Genomic DNA, 13,956 nt, shown 5'->3' on the forward strand with positions numbered 1-13,956 from the left:
CTAATCTGTTGCCTGCCAAGGACTTAAGAAACCATAAATTTCATGTCCGGCACATTGGGGTTGCTGAATATGTAGTCGATCATGCACAGTTGAGACATGGACGAACGCCCGACAGATCTGACGCCCAAGCAACTGCGGTTCCAGCGGCTCCCGGCCGTGCGCTGGCTTTCCACCCGGGTGCTGTCGGGTACCGCGGTGCGGCTGGTCATGGCCCGGGTATTGGGCGCCTTTTTGGACAAACGGGAATTGCAGGCTTATGCGCAGCAAGGGGTGTTCGACCATTCCGCCGGGGAGGAATTGTGGATCGATTATGTCGCCGACGCCGGGGACGGATTCGACGCCACCTATTCGGTGGCGTACCTGACCAGCCAGCCGGAATTGACGCCGCAGAAAAGCCGCCACGGCCACGCGCCCTCGCAGACGCTGCCCCGGGGCAACATCCTGGTTATGGGCGGCGACCAGGTGTACCCGGCGGCGAACTGGCGCGACTACGAGAACCGCTGCAAGGGTCCGTACCAGGCCGCTCTACCCAAAGGGGACGGTTCACTGTACGCGATCCCCGGCAACCACGACTGGTATGACGGACTCACCGCGTTCCTGCGGCTGTTCGGCGCCGAGCGGGACATCGGGGGACGCTCGACGTATCAGCGCCGCAGTTACTGGGCCGCCAGGCTTCCGCACCGGTGGTGGCTGGTCGGCATCGACGCGCAATTCGACGCCTATCTGGACAGTCCACAGTTGGCGTACTTCACCGAGGCATTCGAACAGATGGAACCGGGCGACCCGGTCATCCTGTGCGTGCCGCGGCCGTCGTGGACCTGGACTGACTCCGACCCCAGGGCCTTCGACCGGACCGACTACTTCATCCGGACCTTCATCGAACCGCGCGGCGGCCGGGTGCCGCTCATCCTCACCGGCGACCGGCACCACTACGTCCACTACGAGGAGGTCGACGGCGAACGCCACCTGATCACCGCGGGCGGCGGTGGCGCGTACCTGTCGGGGACGCACACGATGCCGGACGAGTTGCAGGCCCCGCCGCCGGAATCCATGGCCCGGCACGGTTCCGAGACCCGGCTGTACAAGCGCAAGGGCTCGTTCCCCGACCGCGCCAAGTCCTGGCAGCAGGCGCTCAAGATCTACTGGCGGATGCCGATCCGCAACCCCAGCTTCGTGGCGCTGCTGGGGATCATCCACATGCTCGGTCTGCTGAGCTTCGTCGAGGGCCCGGGGCCCGCCGTCGCCGCCGTGGTCGCCACGCTCGGCATCACGATCGCCTTCGCCAACCCGTCGGCGGGGCCCCGCACCTGGAAGTACTGGATCGCGGCGATCCTGCACGCGGCGGCACATCTGTGTTTCACCGGCGCGAGTCTGCTGGTGTGGCAGTGGTTCGACCTGGAGCAGTACGGCTGGGAGCCGTACCTGATCTTCGCGCCCATCGGGGGCGCGGTCGCCAGCGTCATCGTCTCGACGTACCTGGTCATCGCCAGCGCCTTCGGCATCAACGACAACGAGGTGTTCGCCGGTCAGTCGATCGACGACTACAAGTGCTTCCTGCGGCTGAGGATCTCGCGCGACGGCGCGACGGTGTTCCCGATCGGGGTGGCCAAGGTGGGACGCAAGTGGCGGGCCAACCCGCAGGGCGGCGAGGAGGAATCCTGGATCGTCCCGGAAACGCCCATCAAGACCCATTTCATTGAAGATCCGTACACAGCCCCCGGAAAGCCCCCATCGGGGGACGAATAGGACGGTTTCCGCACCGGGCGTAACCCCCGCCACACAACGTCGTTGGACTTGATGGCAGGAAACTCCAGACAGCTTTCACCGCCCAACCCAGATAAACCGGGCACGTCGCGATCCCACACCCACGCGACGTGCCCGGTTTTCGTTCTGGGGCCGCCTCAGCCCTCGACGCGGGACAGCCGGGCCGACAGGTGCGGCGTCAGCGGCTGCCCCTGCGCGGCCAGTTCGGCGGCGTACATGAGCGCCCCCTCGACGATGCCGTACAGCCGTTTGCCCGCCGTGACCTCCTTGGCGTGCGGGCTGCGGATCACCGCGTCGGTGGCCAGTTCGATGGTGGTGCCGTCCACGTGGCCGTAGTACAGCTCCATGACGCCGGTGGGGTGGGCCAGTTCCAGCTCCACCTCGTGCTTCTTGCCCTCGGCCTTCGTCACCCGGAACCAGCCGCACTCGCGCGCCGCCGGACGGATCGGCTCGTCGTCGCCGTCCACCAGCCAGGTGCGGGACTCGTAGTAGAGGAACGGCCGTCCGTCGTGCGACACCCGCACCTCCTGGCCGTACTCGAAGTCCGACATCGTCGGGTAGCCGCCCTGGCCCCGGCCGCGCCACACCCCGATGTAGGGCAGCAGCGGCAGCAGGTCCGGGTGCAGGTCCGGGCCCTGACGCAGGTTGTGGGTGTCCTCGAAGGGGTAGGGGCCGATGGGTTTGAAGGTCTTGCTGAAGTCCGGTGTGCTCGGCTCCGCCTTGGCACCGTTGTCTGAACTGCTCATCGATTCCTCCCGATCCTGACCGCCCAATACCCCAACCCGCCCGCCAGCGCTCCGCAGGCGGCGACGAGGACGACGACCACGGCCACCTCAATCACGCCGCATACGATACCGATCACTGAAGCAGCGCATGCCACCCCACGTGTCGGGCTCGGATGGCACACTTGCCGCATGCACGAGCGTGGACCCATCGAATGCTGGCTGTCGGACATGGACGGTGTGCTCGTCCACGAAGGCATCCCGGTGCCCGGGGCGGACCGGTTCATCACGGCGCTGGCCGAAAGCGGCAAGACCTTCCTGGTGCTGACGAACAACTCGAAGTACACGCCGCGCGACCTGCACTTCCGCTTGAAGGCGGCCGGGCTGGACGTGCCCGCCGACTCGATCTACACCTCCGCCAACGCCACCGCCGACTTCCTGTCGACGCAGCGCCCCGGCGGCAGCGCGTACGTGATCGGCGAGGCCGGGCTGACCACGGCGCTGCACGAGATCGGCTACGTCCTGACCGACATCGACCCCGACTACGTGGTGCTCGGCGAGACCAGCGCCTACTCCTTCGGCGCCATCACCACGGCGATCCGGCTGGTGGAGGGCGGGGCCCGGTTCATCGCCACCAATCCGGACGCCAGCGGCCCCTCGGTGGAGGGCATCCTGCCCGCGACCGGCGCGGTCGCGGCGCTGATCACCAAGGCCACCAAGGTGGAGCCGTACTTCGTCGGCAAACCGAACCCGCTCATGATGCGCAGCGCGCTCAACAAGGCGGGCGGGCACTCGGAGTCCACGGCGATGATCGGCGACCGGATGGACACCGACATCGTCTCAGGGATGGAGGCGGGGCTGGAGACCATTCTCGTCCTGAGTGGATTGACCAGCCGGGAGGAGATCGCCCGCTACCCGTACCAGCCGCTGCGGGTCGTCGAGTCGGTCGCCGACCTGATACCGCTCATCAACGACTAGTCCCCTAGGCGCCCATGAACACCCCACCCGAACTGACCGGCTCCGAGCGCTCGATCCTGGCCTTCGAGCGACGCTGGTGGCGGGGCGCGGGCGCGAAGCAGCAGGCGATCCGCGACGAACTGGGGCTGAGCGAGACCCGGTACTACGAGCTGTTGTCGCTGCTGCTGGACAACCCGGCGGCGCTGGCGGCCGAACCGGCGTTGGTCAACCGGTTGCGGCGGGCCCGCGAGACCCGGCGCCGACGGCGCACCTCGACGTAGGTGAAGACCCGGCGGGCGCCGCGGACGATGAGCAGCCCCAGGACATAGCCCGCGGGCTGGTCGCTCAGCCAGTGGAAGCCCAGGTAGGTCTGGGCGACGAGCACGATCAGCGGCGGCGCGGTGAGCAACAGCAGCCGGTTGCGGCGCGACAGCCGCTCGCCGACGAGCGCGATGGCCAGGCCGTACCAGACCGCGGTGTTGGCCAGGTGCCCCGACGGGTAGGAGACTCCGCCGTCGCCGCCGAACAGCACCGCCCCGACTGCGTCCACATAGGGCGGATTGCCGGGATCGGGCCAGCGGGGCGGAATCCGGTCGAACCACTGCTTCAGCCCCAGCACCACCGCCAGGCCCACGTACACCGACGCGAACAGCAGCACCGGCCGCCAGCTGCGGTGGCGGCGGGCCACCAGGACGGCGATGATCCCGCAGCCGATCGACAGCGGCAGGCCCTGGCCCAGGTAGGTCAGGCCGCGCGCGATCCAGTACGGCACCGGCGACAGCGCGGCCTGTCCGGCGTCGCGGACGGCGACATCGAGGCTGACCAGCGGCGACGGCCACAGCAACAGTGCCGTCAGCCCGACGAAGCCGAGAAGCAGCGCGAGATCGGGCCACCAGCGCCGTGGGGCGCCGCCGTACACCCGCCATTCGCTCACCCGAACATCCTGTCTCAGCTTGTCGGCGTCCGGATACCGGGCATACGCTGAAGTCTGAAAGGGTGGTGTACATGCCTGCCGCTACCGGCGCCGACGCGCTGAGCCTGGCCGATCCCTACACGATCGGCACCAAGTACTGGCACGAGCTGGACGACGGTCGCATTCAGTGCGATGTCTGTCCGCGCAACTGCCGGTTGCGGGAAGGGCAGCGGGGGCTGTGTTTCGTGCGCGGACGCATCGGCGACCAGATCGTGCTGGCGTCCTACGGACGCTCGTCGGGGTTCTGTGTCGACCCGGTGGAGAAGAAACCGCTGAACCACTTCCTGCCGGGCACGCCGGTGCTGTCGTTCGGGACGGCGGGCTGCAACCTGGCCTGCCGGTTCTGCCAGAACTGGGACATCTCGAAGTCGCGCGAGATCGACACGCTGTCGGGCGAGGCGGCCCCGGACACGTTGGCGCAGGCCGCCAGCAAGCTGGAGTGCTCCTCGATCGCCTTCACCTACAACGATCCGACGATCTTCCTGGAGTACGCCGTCGACGCGGCGCAGGCGTGCAAGGAACTGGGGATCAAGACGATCGCGGTGTCGGCCGGGTACATCAACGCCGAGCCGCGGGCCGAGTTCTACTCGCATATGGACGCCGCCAACATCGACCTGAAGGCGTTCACCGAGGACTTCTACCAGAAGATCGCCTTCTCCAAACTGGGCACGGTCCTGGACACGCTGAAGTACCTGCGGCACGAGACCGACGTCTGGCTGGAGATCACGACGCTGCTGATCCCCGGCTACAACGACTCCAACAGCGAACTGGCGGAGATGTGCGCCTGGATCGCCGAACACCTCGGGGACGAGGTGCCGCTGCACTTCTCGGCCTTCCACCCCGACTTCAAGATGCGCGACGTGCCCGCGACGCCGCCCGCGACGCTCAGCCGGGCCCGCCGTATCGCCATCGACCACGGACTGAAGTACGTCTACACCGGCAACGTCCACGACACCGACGGCGGCACCACCCACTGCGGCGGTTGCGGCAAACCGGTGGTGGTGCGGGACTGGTACGTGCTCAAGGAGTACCGCATCGACGGCACCGGGCACTGTGAACACTGCGGCGCCCGCATTCCCGGCGTATACAGTGGTCCGGCGGGCACCTGGGGCCCCAAGCGCCGTCCGGTGCGGCTGGGCACCCCGAGGGTGCGCACCGGCGATCACGATCGCAGAAACGCCACGGCGACAAAGGAATGACGAGATGAGTGACGTTCGCCCCGCCGCGGTCGCCGGGCGTTTCTATCCCGGGGCCGCCGAGTCGCTGCGCACCATGATCGAGTCCATGGTGGATTCGATCGAGGTTCCCGACTCGGACGAACTCGCCCGCGCCTACGTCGTACCGCACGCCGGATACCGCTATTCCGGGCCGACCGCCGCCCACGTCTACGCCCGGCTGCGCCACCACGCCGCCCGCGTCAAGCGCGTCGTCCTGGTGGGGCCCTCGCACTTCGTGCCGTTGCAGGGTCTGGCGACCTCGCCCGCGGCCGGCTGGCAGACCCCGTTGGGCACCGTGACCACCCCGGCCGCCGAGGGCATCCCCGCCGAGGAGGCCCCGCACGAGCGCGAGCACTCGCTGGAGGTGCAGCTGCCGTTCCTGCAGGTGTGCGTCGGCGACGTCGAGGTGACGCCGATCGTGGTCGGCAAGTCGACCATCGAGGACGCCGCGACCGCGATCAACGGCCTCGTCGACGACCAGACGGTCCTGTTGTGCAGTACCGATTTGTCGCATTACCACGACGAGGAAACCGCGAAGAGACTTGACCGTGCCACCGCCGACGCGATCCTGGCCGCCGAACCGCGGCGCATCAAGACCTCGGACGCCTGCGGGGTCTTCGCGCTGCGCGGCACCGTCGCCTGGGCGGCGCACCACGGACTGTCAGCACGCGAGCTGAACCTGTCCACCTCGGCCGACACGGCCGGTACCACTGAGCGAGTGGTTGGATACCCAGCATTCTCCTTCTCTTAAAGCGCAACTTACCGGGGCCTTAAGGCGTGGTTGTACTTGAGAACGATAGGACCCGGCCGCGCCTCGCGCCGGGTCCTCTCCACCCCGCGCGAGAGAGGTAACAGGCATGCCGACGACGACAACCCTGTCCCCGCAGATGGGTCGTGCGCACAGCGACCACCGGCCGGCCTCACTGCCAGAACTACCCGCCGACCAGCACGAACTGCTCCGGCACCTCGCCGTTGGACTGTCCGATCAGGCCATTGGACGCCGGATGGGGATGTCCCGTCGTACGGTACAGCGCCGAGTACGGTCCCTTATGGACCACTTTGGGGTCAGAACCCGTTTCCAGCTTGGAATGCGGGCCGCGAAGGAAGTCGTGACAATCAGTTGACATTCTCACGATTCAGTGAAATCACGCGTGAGATGTCGATAAATTGAGGCCATGACTAGGCCCGCATCATCTCCCACACACCACATCCCCGGAAGTCCCCACGCACTCTCTTTTGGACAGGCGGCCGACCTGTATGACGCCGCCCGGCCCAGCTACCCCGCCGAGGCCCTGACCTCGGCCTTCGGCGAGACCCCACTCGACATCGTCGAACTCGGCGCCGGAACCGGCCTCCTGACCCGCGGTCTGCTGGCCGCCGGTCACCGGGTCACCGCCGTGGAACCCGACGACAAGATGCTCGACCGGCTGATCGCCTCCACCCAGGGACTCGCCGGTCACCACGTCGCGACCGCCGAGGACATCCCACTGCCCGACGGCTGCGCCGACGCGGTCACGGCCGGACAGGCGTACCACTGGTTCCGGCCCGAGATCGCGCTGCCGGAGATCAAACGTCTGCTGCGCCCCGGCGGTTTCTTCCTCGCGATCTGGAACATCCGCGACGAGTCCGTCGGCTGGGTCAGCGCGCTGTCCGACATCGTCGGCTCCTCCGAGGCCGAATCGCTGGCGATCCATCTCGCCGCCCAGCTGAAGGCCGGTGAACTGCCGTTCGGCCCGCTGTTCCCCGACGTCGAACTCGACATCGTCCGGCACGAGAAACCCCTGGACGCCGACGGCCTGCTGCGGCTGGTGCAGTCCCGCTCCTACTATCTGACCGCCGACGCCGACCGCAAGTCCGAGCTGATGAACGGCGTGAAACGCCTGATGGCCGAGCACGAACAGCTCGCCGGACGCGAGACCTTCGCCATGCCCTACGCCACCTACGCGTTCCGGGCCAAAACCGCATAGCCCCGTCACAGTCGCGCCGTTTAGGCTGGTGCCGTTCGTATCAACGCACACAGAAAGCGGTGCACTGTGACCGAGAATCCCAGCACTACGGCGACCGAGGACGATATTCCCGAGCAACTGAAGGTGCGCCACGCCAAGCGCGCCGACATGCTCGCCGAAGGCGCCAAGCCCTACCCGCTGGGAGTCAAGCGCACCACCACGTTGAAGCGGCTGCGCGAGGAATACGGCCACCTGGAGGCCGAGGCCAGTACCGGCGTCATCGCCTCGGTCACCGGGCGGGTCATCTTCGTGCGCACCGGCGGGAAACTGTGCTTCGCCACCATCCGCGAGGGCGACGGCACGCAACTCCAGCTGATGCTGTCGCTGGCGAAGGTGGGCGAGGAGTCGCTGGGCGAGTGGAAGCGGCTCATCGACATCGGCGACGTGGTCGCCGTCACCGGTGAGGTCATCACCTCCAAGCGCGGCGAACTGTCGGTGATGGCCGACGAGTGGGAGATGGCCGCCAAGGCGCTGCGCCCGCTGCCGGTCGCGCACAAGCCCATGAGCGAGGAGACCCGGGTCCGGCAGCGCTACGTGGACCTGATCATGCGTCCCGAGGCGCGCGACACCGCCCGCAACCGGGCCGCCGTGGTCCACACGCTGCGCGACATCATGCACCAGCGCGACTTCATGGAGGTCGAGACGCCGGTGCTGCAGGCCATCGCCAGCGGCGCCAACGCCCGGCCGTTCACGACCCACTTCAACGCCATCAACATGGACGTGTACCTGCGCATCGCGCTGGAGCTGTACCTCAAGCGCTGTGTTGTCGGCGGCATCGACCGGGTCTTCGAGATCAGCCGCAATTTCCGCAATGAGGGCGCCGACTCCACCCATTCCCCGGAATTCTCCATGATGGAGGCATACGAGGCATACGGTGATTACCGCTCGATTGGCCGACTCACTCGGGATCTCGTCGTCGGTTGCGCGGAATCGGTTTTCGGTTCCACGACGGTCACTCACGCCGACGGCACCGAGCTGGAATTCGGCGGAGAGTGGCGCGAGGTAACGCTATTCGGTGCGTTGTCGGAAGCACTGGGTGAACCGGTTTCCATCGAAACCCCATATGACCGACTGGTGGCTTTCGCTGAAAAAACCGACCTGGAGGTGAACCCGGTTTGGGGACCGGGCAAACTCGCCGAGGAACTGTTCGAGCACCTGGTGACGGATACTCTGGTCAATCCGACTTTCGTCCTCGACTATCCAGAGGAGACCTCGCCGCTGACCGCGGCGCATCGCGACACTCCCGGCCTTACCGAGAAATGGGATCTGTACGTGCGCGGTGTGGAGTTGGCCACCGGATACTCCGAGTTGATCGACCCGGTCGTGCAGCGGGAACGCTTCGAGCAGCAGGCCCGGCTGGCCGCCAAGGGCGACGACGAGGCCATGAAGCTGGACGAGGACTTCCTGCGTGCGATGGAGTACGGCATGCCTCCCACCGGCGGGATGGGCATGGGGATCGACCGGCTGCTCATGGCTCTGACCGGCCTGGGTATTCGTGAAACAATCCTGTTCCCATTCGTGAAGCCCGAGTAAACCGGCAAAAACCACAGTCGCTCCATTAACAGCGTAAATATGCACGTCGCGATCACCGTTTTTTTAGAAACACGGACCGCGGCGTGCATTTCTTATCCGGTATGGGTTAAAGTGGGCGCCGAATAGCACCAATATTTAAACCGGAGGTCACGGTGGCACAACGCGTCCAGGTAATACTCGTCGATGATCTTGACGGCGGGCAAGCAGATGAGACGGTGAAGTTCGGTCTGGATGGATTCGCCTATGAGATCGACCTGTCCCATGAACACGCCGGAACGCTGCGCGAGGCTCTCACCGATTACGTGACCGTGGCTCGCAAAATCGGCCGCTATGCCACGAGCACCAAGTCGACGTCGACCAGTGCCGCGCCACGCATGCGGGCACCGATCGACCGCGAACAAAACAAGGCGATTCGTGAATGGGCCGCGAAACAGGGCAAGAAAGTCTCTGATCGCGGGCGAATTCCACAACACATCATTGAGGAATACCACGCCGGCGCGGGAGCCAGTTCTTCCTAAGGCACAAAGACAAGCGCCGGTGCACCACGGTTAGCGGCCCGTCCAGAGGGACCCCCCTCTCGGCGGGCCGTTCGGCATTTCGTGCCCGTCGTGTTCGCTCTGCGCGTACATACTTGACGCGGGGAATGCGTGTGGCCGGGCAACCGTTGCCGACGGACATCAACGATAAGGTGGAGTCACTATTGACAGAACAGACCTGTCGGCGAAGCCCAAGGTATGCCGTAGACCGAACGGTCGCGATCATGCGGCAGGAAGAGCCCGTAGCGGGGCAAAGGCAAGGAGCGCGAGCACATGTTTGAACGGTTTACCGACCGAGCAAGGCGAGTTGTGGTCCTGGCTCAAGAAGAAGCCCGGATGCTCAACCACAACTACATAGGCACTGAGCACATCCTGCTCGGCCTGATCCACGAGGGGGAAGGCGTCGCGGCCAAGGCCTTGGAAAGCCTGGGAATCTCTCTTGAGGGCGTGCGGCAGCAGGTTGAGGAGATCATCGGTCAGGGCCAGCAGGCCCCCAGCGGGCACATCCCCTTCACGCCTCGGGCGAAGAAGGTCCTGGAACTGAGCCTGCGCGAGGCGCTGCAACTTGGCCACAACTACATCGGCACCGAGCACATCCTGCTGGGCCTGATCCGCGAGGGTGAGGGCGTGGCGGCGCAGGTGCTCATCAAGCTGGGTGCCGACTTGAACCGCGTGCGTCAGCAGGTGCTGCAGTTGCTGTCGGGTTATCAGGGCAAGGAGCCGGCGGGAGCCACCGCCGGGGGGTCGGCCAGCGGCGAGCAGTCGCAGTCGTCCTCGCCCGTGCTTGACCAGTTTGGACGCAACCTGACGCAGGCCGCCCGGGACGGCAAGCTCGACCCGGTCATCGGCCGCGAGAAGGAAATCGAACGGGTCATGCAGGTGCTGTCGCGCCGCAGCAAGAACAACCCGGTGCTGATCGGCGAGCCCGGCGTCGGCAAGACCGCCGCCGTGGAGGGACTGGCGCAGGCCATCGTCAAGGGCTCGGTCCCCGAGACCCTCAAGGACAAGCACCTGTACACGCTGGACCTCGGCGCGCTGGTCGCCGGTTCCCGGTACCGCGGTGACTTCGAAGAGCGGCTGAAGAAGGTGCTCAAGGAGATCCGCACCCGCGGCGACATCATCCTGTTCATCGACGAGATTCACACCCTCGTGGGTGCCGGTGCCGCCGAGGGCGCCATCGACGCGGCGAGCATCCTCAAGCCGATGCTGGCCCGCGGTGAGCTCCAGACCATCGGCGCCACCACGCTGGACGAGTACCGCAAGCACCTGGAGAAGGACGCGGCGCTGGAGCGCCGGTTCCAGCCGATCCAGGTCGCCGAGCCCTCGCTGTCGCACACCATTGAGATCCTCAAGGGCCTGCGCGACCGCTACGAGGCTCACCACCGGGTCTCGATCACCGACGGCGCCCTGGTCGCGGCGGCCACCCTGGCCGACCGCTACATCTCCGACCGGTTCCTGCCGGACAAGGCGATCGACCTCATCGACGAGGCCGGGGCCCGGATGCGGATCCGTCGCATGACGGCGCCGCCGGACCTGCGCGAGTTCGACGAGCGCATCGCCCAGGCCCGCAAGGACAAGGAGTCGGCGATCGACGCGCAGGACTTCGAGCGGGCCGCGCAGCTGCGCGACAACGAGAAGCAGCTGCAGGACCAGCGCGAGAAGCGCGAGAAGGAGTGGAAGGCCGGCGACCTCGACACCGTCACGGAGGTCGACGACGAGATGATCGCCGAGGTATTGGCGAACTGGACCGGTATCCCCGTCTACAAGCTGACCGAGGAGGAGACCTCCCGGCTGCTCAAGATGGAGGAGGAGCTGCACAAGCGCATCATCGGCCAGCACGACGCCGTCAAGGCGGTCTCGCAGGCGATCCGCCGGACCCGCGCGGGTCTGAAGGACCCGAAGCGTCCGTCCGGTTCGTTCATCTTCGCCGGTCCGTCCGGTGTCGGTAAGTCGGAGCTGTCCAAGGCGCTGGCGGAGTTCCTGTTCGGTTCCGAGGACGCGCTCATCCAGCTGGACATGAGCGAGTTCCACGACCGGTACACGGTCTCGCGGCTCGTGGGTGCTCCTCCCGGATACGTCGGCTACGACGAGGGCGGCCAGCTGACCGAGAAGGTGCGGCGCAAGCCGTTCTCGGTGGTGCTGTTCGACGAGATCGAGAAGGCGCACTCCGAGGTGTTCAACACGCTGTTGCAGATCCTCGAGGACGGCCGCCTGACCGACGGTCAGGGCCGGATCGTGGACTTCAAGAACACCGTGCTGATCCTGACGACGAACCTGGGCACCAAGGACGTCGCCAAGGCCGTCTCGCTCGGCTTCCAGGCCGAGACCGGTGGCGAGGACGACTACGAGCGGATGAAGCTGAAGGTCAACGACGAGTTGAAGCAGCACTTCCGCCCCGAGTTCCTCAACCGGATCGACGACACGATCGTGTTCCCGAAGCTGTCGGAGAACGAGATCATCAAGATCGTCGACCTGATGGTCGCCCGGATCGAGGAGCAGCTAAAGAACCGGGACATGTCCATGGAGATCACCCAGGCGGCCAAGGAGTTCCTGGGCCACAAGGGCTACGACCCGGTCCTGGGCGCCCGGCCGCTGCGCCGCACGATCCAGCGCGAGATCGAGGACACGCTGTCGGAGAAGATCCTCTTCGACGAGCTGGTCCCCGGCCAGATCGTGGTGGTCGACTGCGAGGGCGACCCGGCCGACTTCGAGAACGCGCACCTGACGTTCCGGGGTTCGGACAAGCCCGCCGTCGAGGTCCCCGACGCCCCACCGGTCGAACTGACCGCGGGCAACGGCGACAGCGGCGACGCGAATCCGAAGAAGTCCGTGGAATAGCCGCACAGCGACTGGACGAACGACAAGACGACGGTGGCCCGGCTCGATGAGAGCCGGGCCACCGTCATGTCCAAGCGCGGTGCCCGGGCCACCGACCTCCTCCCCTAACTTTGACGGTAGAGGGCACGGGCTGAAGGCAGCCTTAGCTGGGCTGAGGTGCGCTTAAGCTGTCGGCAGGCAGGCTTAGCTGGGCTGAGGTGGGCTTAAACGGCCGGGGCGGACTCGGCGCGGGCCATGACGCAGTCGAACTCGAGGACGCGTTTGGTGGTCTGCTCGCGGCTGACCGGGTACATGCCGGTGATCTCGAACCCCGCCTCGGTGTAGACGCCCAGCGCCTCCATCATGCCGGGCATGCCCTCGTAGATGTGCATCAAGGCCACCTCCGACTGCATGCCGACCAGCTGTTTCACCCGGTCGCCGGTTCCGGCGAAGGCCTCCAGGTCGAGGCCCTGAGTGTCGAGCTTCAGGTACGGGCGCGGGTCGTCGAGACCGGCCATCGCCTCGTCCATGATCGCGTCGAGACGGTGCACCGGCACGTCGACCTTGTCGATGTTGTTGAAGCGCTTGTAGCGGGTGCTGCCGAAGTCGGTGGGCCCCAGGATCGAGCTCATCGAGCCCTTGACGACGTTCATGGTGACGCTGCCCGCCTCGCGGCCCAGCGCGCACTGGTGCACCTGCCAGTCCGGGTCGCCCTCGGCGGCGGCGCGCAGCTTCTCGGCGATGTGGGGCACCGGCTCGAAGGACACGATCCGGCCCGTGTAACCGAACTTGCGCAGGTTCTTGGCGTACTGGCCGACGTTGGCGCCGACATCGAAGACGCAGTTGACCCGGTAGTGCCGCAGCAGTTCGGCGACGTGCCGGTTGCACAGGTAGTTGTGGGCGGGTTTCTGGAACCCGTGTTCGTCTCCGACGACCGCGTTGTCATCGAGCACCAGCTTCGCGTTGGGGCCCAACAGAACCGACTTCTGACCCGAGGCGACCTTGTCACCGTTCGCCAGTGCGACCGCCTTGGCCACCACGGGATCCTGCTTTCCCCGGGTCACCAGCCAGGAGCGCGAGGACACGTCAACGACCTGGTAATCCTTTCGGCGCGTTACCAATCCGGTGCCGGGTCCCAGGTCGTAGACCTTGAAGCCTATTGTGGATAGTGCGTTGAACATGCGTCGAAAAACTGACATCGACTCACGCTAACAAACATTGGTTACGGATTGCGATCTGCGTCACTAACGCGAGTGGTCGACGTATAAGCGACGAACCGAGGCGGTCAGCGCGCGATGCCCCGGTTCGTCGCAGGGGAGCCGGTTTCCGTGCGGCGGGCGCGGAAACCGTGGTGGGTTCGGTCGATTGGCCTGCGGTCGGTGTGGCGTCTGCGGCGCGCCGCCCCACCGTCGTAATGAATTACCAACCGTC

General features: G+C 66.2%; 12 protein-coding genes and 1 pseudogene. 10 read left to right on the plus strand and 3 right to left on the minus strand.

Features of this window, described 5'->3' with window-relative positions; genetic code table 11:
* Nucleotides 1-96 precede the first annotated feature (96 nt).
* Nucleotides 97-1,746, plus strand: a complete 1,650-nt coding sequence (locus SNAS_RS31175; protein WP_013021491.1) for a metallophosphoesterase family protein — start codon at nt 97-99, stop codon at nt 1,744-1,746.
* A gap of 155 nt (nt 1,747-1,901) precedes the next feature.
* Here SNAS_RS31175 and SNAS_RS31180 read toward each other — a convergent pair whose 3' ends face one another.
* On the minus strand, nt 1,902-2,510 hold the full coding sequence (locus SNAS_RS31180) for a heme-binding beta-barrel domain-containing protein (RefSeq protein WP_013021492.1): 609 nt from the start codon (nt 2,508-2,510) through the stop codon (nt 1,902-1,904).
* A 168-nt stretch (nt 2,511-2,678) separates the two neighbouring features.
* Between SNAS_RS31180 and SNAS_RS31185 the strand changes: the two genes are divergently transcribed.
* Both SNAS_RS31185 and SNAS_RS34615 read left to right on the plus strand, forming a co-directional pair.
* Nucleotides 2,679-3,464 carry an HAD-IIA family hydrolase gene (locus SNAS_RS31185; protein WP_013021493.1) on the plus strand — a complete coding sequence of 262 codons (786 nt, stop codon included), beginning with the start codon at nt 2,679-2,681 and terminating at the stop codon, nt 3,462-3,464.
* 32 nt (nt 3,465-3,496) lie between these two features.
* A pseudogene (locus tag SNAS_RS34615) lies at nt 3,497-3,712 on the plus strand (DUF3263 domain-containing protein); the annotation flags it as partial.
* Here the strand turns inward: SNAS_RS34615 and SNAS_RS31195 are convergent.
* A complete protein-coding gene (locus SNAS_RS31195; protein WP_013021494.1) occupies nt 3,607-4,377 on the minus strand; it encodes a phosphatase PAP2 family protein in 771 nt (256 codons plus the stop codon). The pseudogene SNAS_RS34615 and the gene SNAS_RS31195 sit on opposite strands and share 106 nt — an antisense overlap.
* Before the next feature lie 104 nt (nt 4,378-4,481).
* On the opposite strand from SNAS_RS31195, the gene amrS reads away from it, so the two are divergent.
* From amrS to SNAS_RS31225, 7 genes are all read left to right on the plus strand, one after another.
* The gene (gene amrS / locus SNAS_RS31200) at nt 4,482-5,615 is read left to right on the plus strand and encodes an AmmeMemoRadiSam system radical SAM enzyme (RefSeq protein WP_083787423.1); all 1,134 of its coding nucleotides are present in this window, start codon (nt 4,482-4,484) and stop codon (nt 5,613-5,615) included.
* Nucleotides 5,616-5,619: 4 nt separating this feature from the next.
* Complete coding sequence (gene amrB / locus SNAS_RS31205; protein WP_013021496.1) at nt 5,620-6,384, plus strand: AmmeMemoRadiSam system protein B; 765 nt, start codon at nt 5,620-5,622, stop codon at nt 6,382-6,384.
* A gap of 136 nt (nt 6,385-6,520) precedes the next feature.
* On the plus strand, nt 6,521-6,757 hold the full coding sequence (locus SNAS_RS37895; RefSeq protein WP_425281060.1) for a helix-turn-helix domain-containing protein: 237 nt from the start codon (nt 6,521-6,523) through the stop codon (nt 6,755-6,757).
* A 51-nt stretch (nt 6,758-6,808) separates the two neighbouring features.
* On the plus strand, nt 6,809-7,600 hold the full coding sequence (locus SNAS_RS31210) for a class I SAM-dependent methyltransferase (RefSeq protein WP_013021497.1): 792 nt from the start codon (nt 6,809-6,811) through the stop codon (nt 7,598-7,600).
* Between the two features lie 66 nt (nt 7,601-7,666).
* The gene (gene lysS / locus SNAS_RS31215) at nt 7,667-9,172 is read left to right on the plus strand and encodes a lysine--tRNA ligase (RefSeq protein WP_013021498.1); all 1,506 of its coding nucleotides are present in this window, start codon (nt 7,667-7,669) and stop codon (nt 9,170-9,172) included.
* A 152-nt stretch (nt 9,173-9,324) separates the two neighbouring features.
* On the plus strand, nt 9,325-9,690 hold the full coding sequence (locus SNAS_RS31220; RefSeq protein ID WP_013021499.1) for a histone-like nucleoid-structuring protein Lsr2: 366 nt from the start codon (nt 9,325-9,327) through the stop codon (nt 9,688-9,690).
* Between the two features lie 291 nt (nt 9,691-9,981).
* Nucleotides 9,982-12,546 (plus strand): ATP-dependent Clp protease ATP-binding subunit, encoded by a 2,565-nt coding sequence (locus SNAS_RS31225; protein ID WP_013021500.1) that lies wholly within the window; start codon nt 9,982-9,984, stop codon nt 12,544-12,546.
* A gap of 203 nt (nt 12,547-12,749) precedes the next feature.
* On the opposite strand, the gene SNAS_RS31230 is transcribed toward SNAS_RS31225, so the two are convergent.
* Complete coding sequence (locus tag SNAS_RS31230) at nt 12,750-13,724, minus strand: FkbM family methyltransferase (RefSeq protein WP_169313935.1); 975 nt, start codon at nt 13,722-13,724, stop codon at nt 12,750-12,752.
* Nucleotides 13,725-13,956: the final 232 nt, after the last annotated feature.

Origin of the sequence: Stackebrandtia nassauensis DSM 44728 (assembly GCF_000024545.1) — a bacterium.
In the GTDB taxonomy this organism is placed as follows: Bacteria; Actinomycetota; Actinomycetes; order Mycobacteriales; family Micromonosporaceae; genus Stackebrandtia; species Stackebrandtia nassauensis.

What these genes read in the sequence shown, in the direction of transcription:
- SNAS_RS31175 (WP_013021491.1), top strand. Translation starts at nt 97, where the DNA reads ATGGACGAACGCCCGACAGATCTGACGCCCAAGCAACTGCGGTTCCAG.
- SNAS_RS31180 (WP_013021492.1), bottom strand. Translation starts at nt 2,510, where the DNA reads ATGAGCAGTTCAGACAACGGTGCCAAGGCGGAGCCGAGCACACCGGAC.
- SNAS_RS31185 (WP_013021493.1), top strand. Translation starts at nt 2,679, where the DNA reads ATGCACGAGCGTGGACCCATCGAATGCTGGCTGTCGGACATGGACGGT.
- amrB (WP_013021496.1), top strand. Translation starts at nt 5,620, where the DNA reads ATGAGTGACGTTCGCCCCGCCGCGGTCGCCGGGCGTTTCTATCCCGGG.
- SNAS_RS37895 (WP_425281060.1), top strand. Translation starts at nt 6,521, where the DNA reads ATGGGTCGTGCGCACAGCGACCACCGGCCGGCCTCACTGCCAGAACTA.
- SNAS_RS31210 (WP_013021497.1), top strand. Translation starts at nt 6,809, where the DNA reads ATGACTAGGCCCGCATCATCTCCCACACACCACATCCCCGGAAGTCCC.
- SNAS_RS31225 (WP_013021500.1), top strand. Translation starts at nt 9,982, where the DNA reads ATGTTTGAACGGTTTACCGACCGAGCAAGGCGAGTTGTGGTCCTGGCT.
- SNAS_RS31230 (WP_169313935.1), bottom strand. Translation starts at nt 13,724, where the DNA reads ATGTCAGTTTTTCGACGCATGTTCAACGCACTATCCACAATAGGCTTC.